This is a genomic window from Vibrio ulleungensis (assembly GCF_016900875.1).
GTDB lineage: Bacteria > Pseudomonadota > Gammaproteobacteria > Enterobacterales > Vibrionaceae > Vibrio > Vibrio ulleungensis.
Genome location: NZ_JAFEUM010000002.1, coordinates 276,394 through 294,302 on the forward strand (window position 1 = coordinate 276,394; position 17,909 = coordinate 294,302).

The 17,909-nt window shown below is 45.8% G+C and carries 14 protein-coding genes; 10 read left to right on the forward strand and 4 right to left on the reverse strand.

The annotated features are described in order from the left end of the window. Nucleotides 1-47: 47 nt before the first annotated feature. From JQC93_RS06135 to JQC93_RS06150, 4 genes are read left to right on the forward strand one after another with little or no spacing between them, the layout of a single operon-like run. Nucleotides 48-1,301 carry a glycosyltransferase gene (locus tag JQC93_RS06135; RefSeq protein ID WP_205157598.1) on the forward strand — a complete coding sequence of 418 codons (1,254 nt, stop codon included), beginning with the start codon at nt 48-50 and terminating at the stop codon, nt 1,299-1,301. Next, complete coding sequence (locus JQC93_RS06140; RefSeq protein WP_205157599.1) at nt 1,298-2,470, forward strand: glycosyltransferase; 1,173 nt, start codon at nt 1,298-1,300, stop codon at nt 2,468-2,470. Before JQC93_RS06135 ends, JQC93_RS06140 begins: the two co-directional genes overlap by 4 nt. Beyond that, nucleotides 2,467-3,975 (forward strand): lipopolysaccharide biosynthesis protein, encoded by a 1,509-nt coding sequence (locus tag JQC93_RS06145; protein WP_205157600.1) that lies wholly within the window; start codon nt 2,467-2,469, stop codon nt 3,973-3,975. Before JQC93_RS06140 ends, JQC93_RS06145 begins: the two co-directional genes overlap by 4 nt. Before the next feature lie 2 nt (nt 3,976-3,977). Then, nucleotides 3,978-5,324, forward strand: a complete 1,347-nt coding sequence (locus tag JQC93_RS06150; RefSeq protein WP_205158023.1) for an O-antigen ligase family protein — start codon at nt 3,978-3,980, stop codon at nt 5,322-5,324. Nucleotides 5,325-5,334: 10 nt separating this feature from the next. Here JQC93_RS06150 and JQC93_RS06155 read toward each other — a convergent pair whose 3' ends face one another. The 4 genes from JQC93_RS06155 to JQC93_RS06170 all read right to left on the reverse strand — a co-directional run bounded on the left by JQC93_RS06155 (nt 5,335) and on the right by JQC93_RS06170 (nt 9,502). Then, nucleotides 5,335-5,904: a TRAP transporter small permease gene (locus JQC93_RS06155; RefSeq protein WP_205157601.1), complete on the reverse strand. Its 570-nt coding sequence runs from the start codon at nt 5,902-5,904 to the stop codon at nt 5,335-5,337. Then, on the reverse strand, nt 5,904-7,193 hold the full coding sequence (locus JQC93_RS06160) for a TRAP transporter large permease (RefSeq protein ID WP_205157602.1): 1,290 nt from the start codon (nt 7,191-7,193) through the stop codon (nt 5,904-5,906). The genes JQC93_RS06155 and JQC93_RS06160 overlap by 1 nt, the downstream gene beginning before the upstream one ends. A gap of 264 nt (nt 7,194-7,457) precedes the next feature. Further along, nucleotides 7,458-8,441: a TRAP transporter substrate-binding protein gene (locus JQC93_RS06165; protein WP_205157603.1), complete on the reverse strand. Its 984-nt coding sequence runs from the start codon at nt 8,439-8,441 to the stop codon at nt 7,458-7,460. Between the two features lie 545 nt (nt 8,442-8,986). Further along, nucleotides 8,987-9,502, reverse strand: a complete 516-nt coding sequence (locus JQC93_RS06170; protein WP_205157604.1) for a YgjV family protein — start codon at nt 9,500-9,502, stop codon at nt 8,987-8,989. A 289-nt stretch (nt 9,503-9,791) separates the two neighbouring features. On the opposite strand from JQC93_RS06170, the gene JQC93_RS06175 reads away from it, so the two are divergent. The 6 genes from JQC93_RS06175 to JQC93_RS06200 all read left to right on the forward strand — a co-directional run bounded on the left by JQC93_RS06175 (nt 9,792) and on the right by JQC93_RS06200 (nt 17,880). After that, complete coding sequence (locus JQC93_RS06175; protein ID WP_205157605.1) at nt 9,792-10,586, forward strand: acyltransferase; 795 nt, start codon at nt 9,792-9,794, stop codon at nt 10,584-10,586. Further along, a complete protein-coding gene (locus JQC93_RS06180) occupies nt 10,574-11,692 on the forward strand; it encodes a glycosyltransferase (RefSeq protein ID WP_205157606.1) in 1,119 nt (372 codons plus the stop codon). Before JQC93_RS06175 ends, JQC93_RS06180 begins: the two co-directional genes overlap by 13 nt. After that, nucleotides 11,689-13,155 carry a GumC family protein gene (locus JQC93_RS06185; protein ID WP_205157607.1) on the forward strand — a complete coding sequence of 489 codons (1,467 nt, stop codon included), beginning with the start codon at nt 11,689-11,691 and terminating at the stop codon, nt 13,153-13,155. Before JQC93_RS06180 ends, JQC93_RS06185 begins: the two co-directional genes overlap by 4 nt. A gap of 138 nt (nt 13,156-13,293) precedes the next feature. After that, entirely contained in the window at nt 13,294-14,472 is a 1,179-nt protein-coding gene (locus JQC93_RS06190) for a glycosyltransferase (protein ID WP_236009378.1), read from the forward strand. Continuing rightward, nucleotides 14,459-15,637, forward strand: coding sequence for a glycosyltransferase family 2 protein (locus JQC93_RS06195; protein WP_205157608.1), 1,179 nt, complete (start codon nt 14,459-14,461; stop codon nt 15,635-15,637). Before JQC93_RS06190 ends, JQC93_RS06195 begins: the two co-directional genes overlap by 14 nt. Nucleotides 15,638-15,762: 125 nt before the next feature. Beyond that, nucleotides 15,763-17,880 carry an LruC domain-containing protein gene (locus JQC93_RS06200; protein WP_205158025.1) on the forward strand — a complete coding sequence of 706 codons (2,118 nt, stop codon included), beginning with the start codon at nt 15,763-15,765 and terminating at the stop codon, nt 17,878-17,880. Nucleotides 17,881-17,909 lie beyond the last annotated feature (29 nt).

Sequence of the window (17,909 nt, forward strand, 5' to 3'; positions counted from 1 at the left end):
AACAATAGACACATGGATTATCGTGATCTTTGTTTAAGGAGCTGGCAATGCAAAACTCAATACCGCTACTGTTTGTACACTTTGGGGATGATTGGATCCGTGGCAGCGAAGTATGCGCACTGAATTTACTCAATAATCTAGATAGCCGTTTTCTGCCTGTTTTATGGACCAACAATAGCGCTATGGCGTCAGCGGCTCGACGTGCAGGGATCGCCGTTGAGTTCGAACGTTTTGATATTGCTGTCAGCTTTGACTCGTCTCGACGCCGCTTTAACCTGCTAGCATGGGCAAAGCAGCGCCGCAGAGCCATTCAACTTATTAAGCATTACCAAATCCAGCTCATCCACATTAATAGCGGGGCACCCTGTCAATGGGTGCTCGGTGCCGCTAGACAATGCAACATTCCATCATTGACTCATTTGCACAGCCCTTACAACTTGCACGACAGAATAACCTTAGGCCTCCATGTAGCCCCATACATCGTCTGCGTCAGTCATGCAGTCAGTCACGCTCTCCTCAATGAAGGCTACCCTAAACAGCAATTAAGTGTTGTTCACAATGGTGTGCCAGAATCGCTAGATACTGACCAAAATGTGTTTAGCGTCAAACAATACTTGGGCATAAAGCAAAATGAAAACGTCGTTGTCAGTGTGGGATCACTTATTCATCGCAAAGGGTTTGATCGAGTAATAAGCGCCATAGAGTGCTTACACCGCCAACAGACTCATTGCCACTTGGTCATCATAGGTGACGGTCCAGAAAAAACAGCCTTAAAAGCTCAGGCCGCAACTCTTGGACTTGAACACTACTTGCATTTCGTTGGGGAACAACCCGACGTAGCTAAATGGCTTTGTAGTGATGTCGACGTGATGGTTAGTGGAGCACGAAGCGAAGCCTTTGGACTGGTTCTTGTAGAAGCTGCTCTTGCTCGTTTGCCAGTCATTGCGCCCAATGTAGGAGGTATTGGTGAAGTCGTGGATCACCTTAAAACGGGCATACTCTATGTAAGTAACCTCAATACTCCACCATTGTTGGCTCAACATATAGCACACCTGTTATCGGACTCGGTATTGGCAAGACGCCTTGCCTACAATGCGTATCGAAAAGCTAAAACACAGTTTACCGTTGCTGCTAACCAACAAAGCATGGAGCAACTGTATCAGAAGCAATTAGAACAAAACCCAACGCAGGCTCACTCTCGGCTGCGCGCGCTACTAAGGCCAGTTCCTAGCATTATTGCTCATATCAAACGCCGCTGGTTGTCCATTTCATCCTCTGCGACACAAGGGTCTACATTATGAATACGGTTAAAACAGCGTCCACTATTGTGTTTGATCCCATCCCTTTTCATGGTGGCTCTAAAGTGGCGACTTCGACGGCGTTAAAACAGTGCCCTAACTCGAGCAAATTCTATATTTTGACCGCCACCCCCAGCAGCTGGGCTAAACGCTTGCCTAGCGCTCATATCCAGCCATTGTCGATGGCTGCTGTGTTGTTAACGCAAACAACAGGGATAGGCTACTGGTTAAAGCAGTTTTATCTAGCTGTGTATTTGGGGTTATTTTGCGCTCGGGTAAAAATGAAAAATAAACGACAACCGCTGCAACTGGTTCTTGCGTCAGGTCATGGTGTCGATATGGCCGGCTACTGGTTGTCAGCGCTCTTTGTCATCAAGATCACTCAATTGATCCATGGCCCCGTAGGAAAAAGTCGTCTCTCGAGTTACGCGTTTCGACAAGGACATCCCACTTTTTACCTACCTAGCGCCAAAGACTCTTTGCTGGCACTTAACCAAGAGAGCGGCTTACCTCGCAACTGCTTGCCCTTTGTTAATGGACTAGACAAACAGGATTGGCCTCGCTCAAGAGAAGGTTCATTTGATTCGACTTTGCAAATTTTCTGGGCAGCGTCACTGTTAAAGTGGAAAGGCTTGTCAGTGTTAGACGAGGCGTTGCAATTAAATCACTTGGACCGACAATTCCGCACACGCATATGTTACATACAACCTAAAAACTCGCATCAGCCACAAAGTTCGTTGCCCACAACACTTCAAAACTGCGTATCCATGCCTAATCCAAAAAACCTTGATCTTATTCGAGCTCAAAGCCACTTGTTTATTTCAACCAGTCATCAAGAACCTTTTGGCTTGTCCATACTGGAAGCATTAGCGGCAGGGCTCGTAGTAATCATCCCTAAAGATGGGGCTTATTGGGATCAGGAATTAGAACATGGTGTTAACTGCTTTAAGTATCAAGCAAACGATCCATTCTCACTCAATCTTTTGCTCGGCCAACTGCTAGTAAATCGTCACAAGCTCGCGCACGTTGCAAGCAATGGGCAGCGTCATGCCCAAAGTTACCATGCTCATACATGTTACGCTCATATTGTTGAAGCGCTAACCTCACTTGACACCACAGCATGCCGACTTAGCAGTCGCCGCGCATCATCGGCATTGAGGGCTAAGTCATGACAGCGAATGCCACCGTTACTAGCCAAACGAAACCTGCGAACGCAAGTGCCACAATGACCGATAAACGCAATCCCATCATAGCAATGCTGCTGTATGCGTTCGCGCTATTTATTATGAAAGGTTTATCGCTATTGATGCTGCCGATCATCACGCGATTCTTATCACCAGAACTCATTGGTCAGTTAGAAATAGTAGCCGTATCAACATCCTTTATTGGTTTGCTTTTTAGCCTATCACTGCATGAAGTGCTGTATCGTTTTGTCGCACAAAAAAGTGGTAGTGCACAAAACAGAGCCGCGGCAGAGCTATTTTGGCTTACCTTGTTGTGCTCTACTCTTGGATCAGCGTTACTCACCGCTTTTGTCCAACTGACCTCACTAAATCTCTATGGCCTGTCCAAAGACATACTCTCTTTAGCGGCACTATCACTCAGCATTGAGGGTGGACTTGCCGTCGGGTTGGCCTGGCTACGTCTTCAAGACCGCGTGAGGCTATTTTGCGCAATCTGTGTTGCCGGTAGCATCCTACAGGTTGCGTTGGTATTGGTTGCACTCAACGCTAACTGGGGGATATTTGGCATTGTATCAGCAGGAGTAGTCGCGCACTCCTTGCAGCTGTTCACACTTGTTTTAGTGACAGGATTTGCGCTTAGGTTACCCGATATCCAGACTACACAGCGCTACCTAAAATATTGCGTTCCAATGATGCTCTCAGGGCTGTGCGCATTTGGATTAAATGGTGCAGAACGCTACTTTATCGCCGAGTCAAGCGGACTGGTTACATTAGGGTACTTTGCTATCGCTGCAAAGTTTGCTTTAGCAATGTGTGTACTGGTGCAACCCTTTGGAATGTGGTGGATGCCTAAGCGATTTGCGATGCTAACCGATAATCCTCAAAAGGCCTGTGACATCACCCAGCTCGGTATAATATTGGTATGCATTCTAGCCATCGCCGTCACTCTCTTTGGACAATGGGGCATCACTTATATTCTGCCTCAAAGCTATGCTCCCGTTGCGACAATCATATCAGGCACGATTTTTATGGTGTTAGGCAAAGAGTGCGCTGAATTATTGAATCTATCATTGCTGAGTCAAAAGCGCACAATTTCGCTGTTAAGGATTAATATAACCGTTACACTCATTACCCTTGTTGGGTGTTACCTATTAATGGATCACGGGCTGTGGGCGCTCATGGTTGCGGTAGGAGTTGGTCAGTTAATGAGAGCACTAAGTATTTTGCTCATCGGCCAATATGGTCAGCGCCTACCCTATTCCTATACCACTTTGTCATCGACTGTTTTGGTTACTATTACGACCATAATGGGCCTTTCGCTTAGCTCTAATGCGCTGATGTCTTTGGTTACAGCTTTGGGTGCTTTAGGCATTCTAGCGGCTATTGCCTCAACGTTGATTACCCACTCTTGGGCCAACCAGACACGACGAGGTTTCAGCACTTGGCGTCATAAGTTGTCTCGTACTCTTTCGCAGCAGCGGGTGAAATCATGATAATGAGCCGCTACCCAAGTGTATTAATGTGCTGCGCTTACGTTATGGTAATTGTTGCTCTGTGGGGCATGATCCCGCACCCCGCAGTCGCCGCCGCACTTGGTCTATTACCTATTGCTGCTTTGCTAACGATCCGCTATTTATTTATTTGGGTATTGCTGTTTGTGCTGTTCTCTTTTTTCCGCCTACATGAAGTATTTCCAGTCCTTATGCCTTTTAAACTGCCTATGTTGTTGTCGTTGGCGGCATTAGGCTCGCTGGCGTGGCACAGTTTGGTTAGTCGAAGCCTAACCTTGTACTGGTCGAGACCGATGAGTTGGCTGTTTGCATTTTGGATCTGCGTGATTGTTGGCTTAGTCATGGCATCTAACCGTGGTATCGCGATTTCATCATTTACCAGTGTCTATTGGAAAATCATGGTCATGACACTCGCCATAATCTGGGTGGTCAATCACCCAACACAGCTAAAGTTGGCGTGCTGGGGAATTGTTGCAAGCGGATTATTGGTCTCTCTGGTCGCAATTCAAAATGCCTTATTAGGCATTGGGTTGGTGGAAGGCAGTCGCGTCACAATAGGCAGAAATATTGGTTCTATGCTGGGTGATCCTAACGACCTTGCATTGGTTCTACTTTTTCCTCTAGCGTTCGCCTGCGGCATTGCCTCAACATCAAGGTTAAGCAACAAACTGCGATTTTTGACTGTTATCGTGTGCTTAAGTTTATCCTTCGCCATCATTCAAACTCAAAGTCGAGGCGGACTACTAGGAATGATGACCGTCTACGCTGTTTTTTTACAGCAGACTATCCGTTCTAAAACTGTACTTATCTCGTTAGCCGTTGTTGGTGCAGTCGTTCTATATTTTGTCGCAGGTATAGGAGAACGTGCGTCAGGGGGAGCCGCTGAAGCCGGAATCGACGCTTCAGCCATGGGGCGATTATATGCGTGGGAAGCCGCATTCAAAATGGCATTCGATAATCCTTTTACCGGTGTTGGACTAAACAATTTCTACTTTAATTACTATTTCTATAGTCCTCATTGGGATGGCCTCAATCACGCGGTACACAGTACTTGGTTTGGCGTCTTGGCAGAGACTGGGTTTCTAGGACTGTTTGTATTTCTTGGTTTAATCGCCTCACTGGCTAAAACGGCCGTGGCGACTTTAAAACGATCAAAGAGCGCTGACAATCCGCCTGCTTACCTGTTTGTTGCAAGCAAGGCGGTCGTCGCAGGATTAGCAGGTACCGTGGTTTCAGGGACCTTCTTAACCCAAGGTTTTGTATGGCCGATCTACATTCTCGCTGCAATAACCATCGCTGTCGCGCAACTGAGTAAGCAACATTCTCTATAGAGCCTATTCGCTAGGATGCTTTTTTCGGTTCCCAAAACCACTTTGCTTCTGCAATGACATCGACTATCGAGTAAACCAGCATAATGAATGATGAGATTGGCACGCACGAATATAAAATCCACTGTTTAATTTGAAAAGCGGTCGTCACCTGATTTGTCTTCATGGTGAGTTTCAGCGAATACCAAAACAAGATAGCCATAAACGTTGCTGATATCAATAATATCAGTAGCTTATATACATGCTTAAGAGATTCATTTTTGATTCTTGGTGTGATCCAATCGCCCACCGAAAAATGGAGTTTTGCGCACCACAGGCCAGCCGCACCATAGAAAACCAGCGCCGCAAAACTCAACTCAATGATTTCATCAAACCAATAGAACGAATTTACTGTAACCACACTTTGGATAAAATTGCCGATCCCCTCAAATCCGTGATTGAGCAAAAACTGAATCAAATCATTCACCAAACGTAGCGATATGTTGGCAAGCAATAGCAACCCCAATACCGCAAACATGGTCATAGCGATATAACGTAGGATTCGCTGCACCCAAACATCCATTGTCTTCAACACCGAAATCATTACAACTCTCCCATTATAAGGTTGGGCAAGAACAGCGAAATACTAGGAACAAACGCTATCAGAAGAGTGATCAATAAAATCATCAGCAAATACGGCCAAACCCGCCTCGCTAACGCTGGCATTCCCACTTTGGCGAAGCTGTCTACCGCAAACAAGCACATCCCAACCGGCGGTGTTAAGTTGCCGATCATTATCAATAGCACCATCACAACACCAAAATTAACTAGATCTATGGCAAACATATTGGCTATTGGCATAAACAACGGAAGCGTAATTAAGAAAATCGCATTCCCTTCAAGAAAAAGCCCCATAGTTAATACAATGCCAATCACTATCCACATGACAACCGACTGCGTTGCGCCAAATCCAACTAATGTTTCGATAACGCTGTCTGGGATTTTTTGATGGATGATCAACCAACCAAAAAAGTTGGCCGCAGAAATGATAAACAGCAAACTGACTGACTGAGCAATCGATTTATAGATGATCCCTGGGACTTCTTTAAGCTTTAAATCTTTGTACATGAATCCCAGTACGGCAGCGTAAACACACACCACCACCGAAGCCTCTGTTGGTGTGAAAAAGCCACTCATGATCCCGCCGACAATGATCACTGGTGCCATTAACGGCCAAAATGCACCATTGAAAGCAGAAAAACGTTCGCGCAATGATGCCTTATGTGCCGCTTTTGGGTAATTCTTACGCTTTGCTAAAATACTCAGTGCAATCATCATCCCGAGCGCCATCATGACCCCAGGCACAAAGCCCGCTAAAAACAGTCGCGCGACGGACACGCTTGTAATTGAGCCATACAACACAAAAGGAATACTGGGAGGAATGACCGGCCCAATCACCGATGAGGCAGCAACCAATGTCGCTGAATCAGCAGGGTCATAACCCTGATCGACCATCGCTTTGTGCTCGATTTGTCCCAATCCCGCCGCATCGGCAACCGCAGATCCCGACATACCAGAAAAAATCACACTGGCCACAATATTGACCTGTCCAATACCACCTGCGATATGCCCAACCATCGATTGAGCGAAACGGAAAATTCTGTCGGTAATGCCCCCCGTGTTCATTAGGTTGCCAGCTAAAATGAAAAAGGGGATCGCTAACAGCGTAAACCCCGTTGTGCCGTAATACATACGGTGAGGCAACATTGCCAATAGTCGAGCATCACCGAGGCCAACAAAAAAGAGCACCGATGTTAAACCAATGGCAACAACGACAGGGACATTAATGAGGAGTAAGAAAATCAAGACACCGAATATGGCTAAGGTCAACATACTTGTAATTACCTATCATTTTTTGACAGTACAAAATAGGGATAGCCACCTAATACAAAACCTTACATTATTAATATCTATCTGGGTATTCATTATAAAGTCAGCCAGTAAATTAATTACCAACTAAAACCCTAATAGTTATTAATCATGGTGTTCTATATTCTTTGGTAATTAGCAATTCCCTTATTAAAGGCTTAAAACAACGTTAGGTTTCGCCTTACATGAAGGCGAAACCTAATAGCGACATATCAACAACGTTGTTGATTACATGCTCGCTTTAGTCATTGCAATCCATTTATCAAAGTTGTCTTCACCCACTTTTTTCTTAATCTGTTCATAGGCAGGGTCCATCATGTCTTGGAATGGACCAAGTTCAGGCTCGTCGATAACAATTCCTTTATCACGCATGTCTTCGATCTGCTTCATCTCCTCCTCTCTCATGAGTTTTCTCATCAGTAGACGAGCTGAGTCTGACTCTTCGCGAACAATTTGTTGTTGCTCCGCGTTGAGTTGACTCCATGCGTCACTAGACACAACATGCACCATAGAGCTGTATAGGTAATTGATGATCGAAATGTATTTTTGCGACTCATACAGTTTCAAACTGTAAATCACGCCAATAGGGTTTTCTTGCCCATCGACCACGCCTTGGCGCATAGCCATAACCAACTCACTAAACGAAATGGTTTGCACATTTGCCCCAATCGCTTGCATCGCGGCCTGGTAAGTCATCGCAGGAGGAGTACGTATTTTCAGGCCCTTAACGTCTGCTGGAGACATAATTGGACGGACTGAGTTAGTTAACTGGCGGAATCCCCAATCCCAACTGGACAGATAAACCAATCCAATCTTATCGAGTTCTGGCGCGGCCCACTCTTTGAAAGGTCCATCCAAAACACGATCTGCATGTTCTGCATTGGCAAGCGAAAATGGAATGCTAACGACATCAAATAACGGGACGTGTTTGGCCAACTGGTCCTGTCCGGAAAGACTCATGTCGACGACACCCATAATGACCTGCTCTAGCACTTCTGGTGGACTTCCTAACGCGTTATTTGGGTAGAGTTCCACTTCTACCTCGCCGTCCGTTCTGGCTTGAACTTGCTTGGCAAATTGCATGGCCGCAATATGTGAAGGGTGGCTCTCTGCGCCAAAGTGACCTAATTTAAACTCTACTGTTGCAAACGAAGACGACGCCCACGCAACGCACAGTGCCGTGACTAATCCTTTTTTAATGCTAGAACGCATAGTACACTCCTGATGGAAATTAAGTTCCTGCTTAGTTGAGTGAGCCAATATTACCGCGCACTCTCTTAGTTCATCTTATTTATATAAATAGATGTGTAATTTATTTCCCATTGCAAATAATGGGTATTATTATAAATTTACTTTCAGAAAAGGAATTACATCAAATAGCGCATAATAAACCACTACCTAGCCATATTAACCTGCTTAACCACTCACTATTAAAACGCTAACAACAGACAACGATCCCTTTTATTACCTGACCATGTAAACAATACTAATAATGCGTTTGGTTCGAAGTCGCATCGGTTACATAACCATTGCCCTCATAGTATTGTATTACAATACTATAACAATAATAAAACACAAAAAGCTCGGCGTCAGATCTCATTTCTGGTCAAATAATGCACAAATCGTGTAAATTTTGAACGGGTTTAATGGTGCAATTGGATTGAAAACGAAGGATTGAGGACACAAGATCAAAACTACAGCTAAATTGTAGTTTAGTGGCAACAGAATCAACTCGCCTCACGTAAAGAGGAAGCCGTTTACGCGGGCACTTTTACTCGAGACATTCTAAACAGTGTCACTGACATCACACTGATATTAAAGAGATCATTGAGTATCGCGCCGTATGTTCCAACCATAACAGAGTTAACCAACCAAACGCATGTACATAACAGCATTGCCATACGCATCGCTCTGCCAGAGAGAAAAAAGAGTGCGTAACACGAGATCGCACTGGCGGTCCAGGGCAGCAAATCAATAGGAGCTTTATAGACCAACACACTTAGACCCGTTTGCAAAATCATAAATACCCAGAACCATATCGCCCCACGATACTTGATTGACCAAAGTGCCCGTACAGAATTGATCGCCAGATTAACGCCAGCCACCAACGCTCCCAAAATTCCGTATTGAATCGCTAGCAGCAGACACCCCAACGTTAGGAATACTCTAAAGCGATGATCATTGGTTGATGAAAACGCAGCGATACTGCAACCAAAGGTAATGAAACCCAGAGCTTGTGCCAAGGTATAGAGATTTAACCCTAGTTCGTTCATGGGGTTCGCCTGCAGTAAAAAAATGAACAAAAACTCTATCACCGAAGCTGTGACTAAACTGTATCCCCACTCTAAATTACCAACGATCACCTACTTCGTTATCCTAATTTGGAAGCGCCATCTCCTTGATAAAAGTCTGTTATCGCAATTCAACAAAGCTGTGATTCTCATTTTGAGAAAATGTAACCACCACTTACTAACCCTCTGTTATTAAACACTTTAATAAGTGGCACAGATCATGGATTACCCCTATACACCCATTAATTGGATGCCGTCCGAGGAGTAGACCATGACAACGTCCCTAAACCACATGAAGGTTTGGTTAAAACACAGTGAATACCCGCTGGCAAAAAAGCTGTTTCGATTGGCTAAGCGAATCCGAACCTTTGAAGTAAGAATGCCTAAAGCGGTTAACTTTTGTGTCTACACCATTTACGTCGCTATTCGCTCGTTGTGTGACGTAACATGCCGCTTATTTATAGCGCAACCTGCGTTTCGTGGTCGCTGCGAAAAAGTCGGCTCACAGCTTTACCTTTATGGTGGCGTTCCACTGATTACAGGTCCCCTTCACGTCGAATGTGGCGATCGATGTCGTATTTCTGGTCACACGACCTTTTCTGCAAGCAGCCACGTTTGCCAGCCCACGCTGTTTATTGGCAATAACGTAGGAATAGGTTGGCAAACCACGATAGCAGTAGGCACAACGGTTAGCATTCATGACAATGTACGTATAGCAGGTGGCTGTAATTTATTTGGGTACTCTGGCCACCCTCTAGACGCCAAGTCACGTGCCGAAGGCAAGCCCGATGAGCTAGACCGAGTTGGCAGCATTACAATAAAAAAAGACGCATGGCTCGGAAGCCGAGTGATTGTTCAACCTGGTGTGGTCATTGGAGAAGGTGCCATCATCGCAGCAGGCAGCGTAGTAACATCAGACATTCCACCGTTTGTCATCGCAGCTGGCTCACCCGCAAAGGTTATTAAGTCGCTCTCACCGTCGGCCCAGCGTTTTATCCCCAACAAGCATGAGACCCGTAATAACGGCTCTTCCAAACACAAGGAGGCCAAATCATGCGCGATCTAATTGTATTTGGTGAGGACTTTAATGGTCTGCCCTCAAGCACTCAACATTTGGTCAAACATCTTTCGACGACTCGAAAAATTCTATGGGTCAACTCTATTGGATTGAGAAAGCCCAAACTCACAATCAATGATGCTAAACGTGCAATTGGCAAGCTATTTGGCGCGTCAAAATCAGATTTTCGTGGTACTGATACCTCTTCCACAACACCACACAATATTGATGTGGTGAACGTGCGCACCATTCCAGCACCTAGCCGTCACTGGGAGCGTCAACTTGCAAAATCTTTGATTCGCGCCCAGCTCGTTCCAAAGATTGAAAAGCTCCAATTACAGGCTCCTATATTATGGACCTCACTGCCCACCGCCGCTGACCTTTGCGGCCTACTAGGCGACACCAACGTGGTCTATTATTGCGGTGATGACTTTGGCGCTTTAGCCGGCGTAGACCATGACACTGTTACAACACACGAGCAAGAGCTGTCGAACAAAGCCGACCTCATTTTAGTGGCAAGTGCGAAAGTGCAGCAAAAGTTTCCTGCATGTAAAACGACGCTCATTCAGCACGGCGTTGACTTTGAACGTTTCACCCAACCTACCCCTCGCGCGCTAGATTTACCGCAAGGTAAACCCATTGCTGGATTTTATGGCAGCTTATCAAAATGGTTGGATTACCCCTTGCTCAACCAGCTTATTGCAAACATGCCCGATTGGAATTTCGTTTTTATTGGTAAAAACGAACTTTCTCACTCGCCGCTCAATCCAGCGCCCAACTTACATATACTTGGTCCAAGGCCTCACTCAGCACTGCCAAGCTACAGCCAACATTGGCATGTCAGCCTGTTACCGTTTTTAGACACGCCGCAGATTCAAGCTTGTAGCCCCCTCAAACTGTTGGAATACATTGCTGCAGGAAACCCTGTAGTACATACCCACTTTGATGCTGCTAAACCCTACCTAGACCAAACAAACCTGGCTAATAGTGCGGCTCAATTTGAGCGAGCACTTCGCTCTCACCGAGAGCTAAAACAGCCTCAGCCGGCTTCAATCCAACATGATAGCTGGTCATCGCGAGCTCAATTTGTAGATTGGTTATTGGAGTTATTATGACAGATCTTACTATTAGGCTGACGCACATCATTCTGGCCGCTTGGAGACGTCGAGTCCTTATTCTGCTACCTACGTTGCTATTACCCATTGCGGCCGTATTTGTGAGTAACAATGCGCCCAAAAGCTACACCTCACACACCAGCATGCTTATCCAAGAAACGTCTAAAATGAACCCGTTTTTGCAGGATTTAGCGGTCTCTTCAATGCTCAACGAGCGGATAAGTGGTATTAAAACGCTGCTTAAAAGTCGTCACATACTCACTATGGTCGCCCTAGAGCAAGGCTTATTCGAAGAGGGAGATCCAGAAGGATATAAAGATGAGGTTATGGCAAAAATTGGTGCCAACCTGACGGTGAGTCAATTGGGTAAAGACTTACTGAAGATCCAGTACACCTCTAATGAACCAAGTGGCATGAAATCTCTTCTAGAGTCAGTAAGTGAGCATTTTATCGAACAGATTTTAGCCCCCGAACGCAGTTCGATACGTGATTCTAGTGAGTTCTTAGCGGGTCACATCGATACTCGATTTGAACAGCTGCAGTTAGCTGAGCAAAAGTTGGCCGACTTTACCAACCTAAACTCGAGTCTCACCCCGGAAATGCAATCACAAAGCTACGCACAAATTGCCAGTTTAAGACTCACCTTGGCTGAAAAGGAAGCTGAGTTGTTGGGGGTCGAAAAAAGCTTAGGTAGTTTGGATGATCAACTGTCTAAAACCAATCCTGTGGTGGGCCGAATCGAAGAGCAGATTATTGATATACGCAGCGACTTAACACTCTTGCAAGCCAAGTACACCAATAGTCATAGCGCCGTTCAGGCAAAACAGAGAGAACTGAAACGCTTAGAGCAAGAACGTGCAGTACTTTTGTCCGCCAATCATCCCACCTTAAGTGCTGACCAATTATGGGATGTTGCCAGTAGCCAAAAACTCTCTACCTCAACCACGACTCAACCTCTGTTAATGTCGCAGCTTGAGCGATTGCAACAAGTACGTGGCAGGTATGAGGCTCTAAAAGAAGAAACCGTCACCATGAACGCCATGATCATCGATCTTGAGAAACGTACCCAGCAATTTGGTGACAAGGCCAAGCAGATTTTTAGGTTACAGCGGGATGTTGAACTGAAGCGCGAACAATACGAAGCATTACTGCAGCGTTATGAAATGGCACAATTGACGGGCAGTCTAGGCGATTTTGAAGAAAACAAACGAGTGAAAGTGATTGATCGTCCCTATACACCAAGCACTGCGAATAACCTCCCTACCGTGGTTTTCATCGTCGCAGGACTCGTCGGCGGATTAGGGCTAGGTATTGGTCTCGCTATCGTCTTTGAACTGTTTGATTCCACCATCAGAAATCGCTGCGACGTCGAATCAGTCACCGACATACCAGTGGTGTCGTGTTTGCCTAATTTTAACCAAGTCGCTATCCAACTTGCTTCTCAAAATGAGAAGCCAACCTAAACGTTAGATAATAACCTTTAAAAACAGAAGCTTACAGATTGGCACGTACTATGCAGTTCACTTGGTAAGTAAACAATTCATCCACACATCTTGAGACATCAATGATGAAGCGGGTCACTGAGGATAGGGAACCTACGAATGATCGCAGAGACACTAACACATCGACAATCTTTGGATATGTCCAGCGGACATAGGACGAAAAAGGTCGTGCATGTTGTGCAACATCTCCGTCCTGGAGGGTTGGAATGCTTAGTACTAGATTTCTTACGCTACGCACCTGCCCACTGGGATGTCCGAATTATCTCACTAGAGGGCGAGGCAAAACAGGCAGTAAACGACTGGCCTGCGTTGCAGCCCTTTAAAAACCAGATCACTTTTCTCAATAAGAGCGGTCGTGGCGTCAGTGTTAAAAGTATTAAGCAACTCGTCAATTACCTAAACAGCCAAGATATTGATGTGGTGCACAGCCATCATATTGGCCCACTTCTATACGCGGGAATCTCTGCAAAACTAACATCATTGGTCTCGACTCAAATAACATCGGTACATACCGAGCACGACGCTTGGCATCTCAATGCAAGCAAAAATCGCGCGCTACAAACGATATTGTTGAGACTTACCAAGCCCATCTTAGTTGCTGATGCGCAGGCGGTGCAATCCACACTTGCAACGCTGTTTCCTTTTACTCAGCCACATACCATCTATAACGGAATCGATACTCGCTCATTTTCACTTGGTGATCGCCTTAATGCGCGCACAGCTCTTGGTCTTTGTGGGTTCAATAAAAACGACATTCTCATTGGTAGCGCCGGCCGCTTAGAACCCGTCAAAGGGCACGACTTATTGATTAAGGCAATGCACTTTATGCCAACCAACTACAAGCTCGTCATTGCAGGCTCTGGCAGCCAAAAAGAGACACTGCAAAATTTGATAAACCACTTAAACCTTCAAGAGCGCGTCACTTTACTCGGTCGAGTGGATGCTATGCCTCAGTTTTACCAAAGCTTGGATGGGTTTTGTCTTCCTTCTCGACGCGAAGGGTTTCCACTGAGCGCGTTAGAAGCGCAATCTTGCGGTATTCCCACAGTCGTCACGGAGGTGGGCGCAAGTGTACAAACCCTATGCCCTACATCGGGGTCAAGCTGTGCACCCTTTAGGCCTATCGCCCTTGCAAAGATTCTTCTTCGTCTTAAGCCACTAGACAAGCCTTCCGCCATTCAAACTCGACAGTACATCCAACACAATTTCGATGTAAGAAGCATGGTGAAGCAGTACCAACAGTTAATAAAAAAGGGAGTTCACAATGAATACTTTTGACCTGATTTGGAGTTCGCTATTTTGTGTATCAGCGGCACTAATTATTTATCATCACGTTGGCTATCCGCTGCTTTTGAAAGTCTATTTAGGTGCGCTAAAACGTCGTGAAACCAGCGAAAATGATCAATACCCATCGCAAAACACCGAGGAAGAGATGCCATCAATAACCATCATCATCCCTGCCTACAACGAAGCGCAATGGATTGCCGAAAAAATCCGCAATGTCGCTATGCTGGACTATCCAAAACAAAAACTAACCATCGAGATCATTTGCGATGGTTGCACCGATGATACGGCCAAAATTGCCCAGCAGACTATCCAAGAAGCGACCTGCGCCGATACCTTTTTCCGAGTACATGTTCATCAACAAAATAGAGGGAAAGTTCAGGTCCTGAATGAAGCAATGCTGTCTGTGTCGAGCGATCTTACTGTACTCAGTGACGTTTCTGCCGTGGTGTCTATCGATGCCCTCAAAATTGCGCAGCACCACTTTTCCGACAGTAATGTAGGGGTAGTTAACGGCCGTTATACACTGTTTGAGAAAGGCTCTGAAGGCGAGTCGCACTACTGGAAATATCAAAGCGAAATCAAGTACGCGGAATCTCAAATTGCGACCACAATAGGATCACACGGTGCGTTTTATGTGTTTAGAACCGCCCTATTTAGTCCGTTACCAGCTAATACCATCAACGATGATTTCGTCATTCCGATGAAAATCGTGGGTCAAGGTTACGCGTCGGTCTACGACACCAATGTAGTGGCAACCGAACTTGAACCTACCACAATCCAAAACGACTTCTCGCGCCGCTTAAGAATTTCCGCTGGGAACATGCAGCAAGTCATTCTATTGGCTAACTTATTTCACCCTCGATTTCGACACATTGCATTTGCGTTCTTTTCTGGCAAAGGGCTTCGTTTGCTTACGCCATACCTAATGATGGTTGCGCTAATCAGCAGTTTGCAAATGATTCATCTACCTATTTTCCAAGCGCTTGTTTTTGCACAGTTGGCCGTATACGCCATAGGACTTGCCGGCATCATGGTCCCGGTGATCAATGCTAATCGCATTTTGCAACTGATCCATTACATGTTGCTCGGACACGCGGCCAACTTAATTGGTGGTCTTGGATATTTAGTCAATGACTCGCGAAAACAAGGCAACTAAACCGCCTAGATATCACCATAAGTTCGACAAATGGCAATGACAAATTACGCACCATTGCACGTTCTACATCATTAAGTAAGGGATTCGTAATGAATAAACCATGCGCAATATCCAATAAAAGAAAAATGTTTCACGAAGGACTGACTTTATCAGCATGCTTACTGTTTAGTTTGAATGTCTTTGCTGCCCCCTTTGATACCTGTCCCAGTAAAGCGTACCTGTTTCAATCTAAACCTGTACAAGTGTATGGTCTTAACTTAGTCACTGGTGAATCAAAGCTTCTGCAGGCAGATACTGGCACTGCATCTAACATCAATGGTGTAGGTTTTGATATGGACAGTCGCTATATCTACGGCTACGACACCACGAATAAAGGCTTAGTACGCCTAGGGAAAGACTTTAAAGTTGAACCCCTAAATGTTGTTGGCTTGCCGCAAGAGTTCACCTTCTACGTCGGCGATGTGTTTAACAGTGTGTATTACCTGTACCGCAAAGGACAAGGGCTGTTTTCAGTCGACCTAACCCCACTAGAGAGTGACCCTACCGCCAGTTTGACGTTTAATCAGGTGAGCAACAATGGATCATTAACACTCACTGACTTTGCGTTTCATCCCCTAAATCAGTTGCTCTACGCCGTTGATAATAGGACCGGTGTTTTGCACGAAATCAATCCCAGTGATGGCTCGACTACGCTCATTGGAGACACGGGCGTTACCGGGACGTTTGGCGCAGGTTACTTTGACGTAAATGGTAATTACTATCTATCTCGCAACTCAGATGGTGCTGTTTTTAGAATCGACCTATCGGATGAGATGCAAATCGCAAATGGGCAAGTCGCTGCGGTAAAATTCGCCGATGGTCCCGCGTCAGGTCAAAACGATGGTGCACGTTGCGCCCTCGCTCCATTAATTGATGAAGACTCTCAGATTGATTTTGGTGATGCACCAGACAGTTATGGCACATTATTGACAAATAACGGTCCACGCCACCAACTTGATGGTGTTACCTACTTAGGCAGCGGTGCACCTGATGGAGAGCAAGATGGGTTTACAGCGCCACTAAGCGACCAGGACACTGGGTATTACGACGAAGATGGGGTTAACTTTGTTACCTCAATGGAGCCAGGGCTCGATTCTATTGTTGTGGTCGAAGCGTCGACATCGGGTTACTTATCGGCATGGTTTGACTGGAACCAAGACGGTGACTTTGCTGACGAGGGCGAGCAAGTCTTCACAGATACTCTTGTTGAAGCCGGGCGTCAGTCTCTGATATATAACGTCCCAGTCAGCGCAGAAATTGGCAACAGTTGGAGCCGCTTTAGATTTAGTCAACAACAAGGCCTTGGGTTTGATGGCGGAGCAACATCTGGAGAGGTGGAAGACCATCCCATCTTGGTGACTGGCGAAGGGGCGACAGTGCGCTACTTTCCATCACAAACCGGCTATGCCACCCTCGCCTACGAAGATAACTGGCCATACACCGCTGACTACGACATGAACGACGTAGTGATCCACTATCGCGTTACCGAAATCGTAAAGCAGGACAAAGTGGTTAAAAGCATTATTGAAGGGCGTCTTGCGGCAGTCGGCGCCGACTACCACAACGGTTTTGCTATCGGCTTAACAGGACTCGCAAGAGTCGATGTGAATGCTGCAACCACACGTCAATATCACAATGGTGTTCAACTGGCGGCAAGTGGACTAGAACAAGACAGTGACCAGGCCATTTTTATTGTCGCTGATGATGTGTCGACGAAAAAAGCGGAGCAGTGTCGCTATCACCGAACAACCGTTGATTGCACCGCACCCGAGAACTTTTCGTTTGAGCTGCATATAAACCTAAACGACTCACCGAGCGCAGATAGCCTAATCGCCATGCCCTATGACCCATTCATATTTGCCACTCCTGGATACTACCATGGCGAGGGTCTTCCATTTCAGCCAGGAAGAACTTGGGAAGTCCACCTTCCTGATCATCCACCTACTGAGAAATTTGACCAAGTACAGCTGTGGAATCTGGGTGTAGATGCCAGTAACCCTGACCAAGGTGTTTATTTTAAAACGGCCAATAATCTTCCTTGGGCACTGTTAATCACCGAGGAGTGGCAATGGCCACTGGAACGCATCGAGCTTCTTCAGGCCTATCCACAATTTGCTGAATTTGCTCAAAGCAGTGGTAAGAAAAATGCGTTTTGGCACCTAAAGCACCATGCGATACCCAACCGCACATTCCAAAACCGTTAAGTAGTCAGAAACGCACATTGATAGGATGA

What these genes read in the sequence shown, in the direction of transcription:
- JQC93_RS06195 (WP_205157608.1), top strand. Translation starts at nt 14,459, where the DNA reads ATGAATACTTTTGACCTGATTTGGAGTTCGCTATTTTGTGTATCAGCG.
- JQC93_RS06140 (WP_205157599.1), top strand. Translation starts at nt 1,298, where the DNA reads ATGAATACGGTTAAAACAGCGTCCACTATTGTGTTTGATCCCATCCCT.
- JQC93_RS06165 (WP_205157603.1), bottom strand. Translation starts at nt 8,441, where the DNA reads ATGCGTTCTAGCATTAAAAAAGGATTAGTCACGGCACTGTGCGTTGCG.
- JQC93_RS06200 (WP_205158025.1), top strand. Translation starts at nt 15,763, where the DNA reads ATGTTTCACGAAGGACTGACTTTATCAGCATGCTTACTGTTTAGTTTG.
- JQC93_RS06150 (WP_205158023.1), top strand. Translation starts at nt 3,978, where the DNA reads ATGAGCCGCTACCCAAGTGTATTAATGTGCTGCGCTTACGTTATGGTA.
- JQC93_RS06135 (WP_205157598.1), top strand. Translation starts at nt 48, where the DNA reads ATGCAAAACTCAATACCGCTACTGTTTGTACACTTTGGGGATGATTGG.
- JQC93_RS06170 (WP_205157604.1), bottom strand. Translation starts at nt 9,502, where the DNA reads ATGAACGAACTAGGGTTAAATCTCTATACCTTGGCACAAGCTCTGGGT.
- JQC93_RS06190 (WP_236009378.1), top strand. Translation starts at nt 13,294, where the DNA reads ATGATCGCAGAGACACTAACACATCGACAATCTTTGGATATGTCCAGC.
- JQC93_RS06175 (WP_205157605.1), top strand. Translation starts at nt 9,792, where the DNA reads ATGACAACGTCCCTAAACCACATGAAGGTTTGGTTAAAACACAGTGAA.
- JQC93_RS06180 (WP_205157606.1), top strand. Translation starts at nt 10,574, where the DNA reads ATGCGCGATCTAATTGTATTTGGTGAGGACTTTAATGGTCTGCCCTCA.
- JQC93_RS06145 (WP_205157600.1), top strand. Translation starts at nt 2,467, where the DNA reads ATGACAGCGAATGCCACCGTTACTAGCCAAACGAAACCTGCGAACGCA.
- JQC93_RS06185 (WP_205157607.1), top strand. Translation starts at nt 11,689, where the DNA reads ATGACAGATCTTACTATTAGGCTGACGCACATCATTCTGGCCGCTTGG.
- JQC93_RS06160 (WP_205157602.1), bottom strand. Translation starts at nt 7,193, where the DNA reads ATGTTGACCTTAGCCATATTCGGTGTCTTGATTTTCTTACTCCTCATT.
- JQC93_RS06155 (WP_205157601.1), bottom strand. Translation starts at nt 5,904, where the DNA reads ATGATTTCGGTGTTGAAGACAATGGATGTTTGGGTGCAGCGAATCCTA.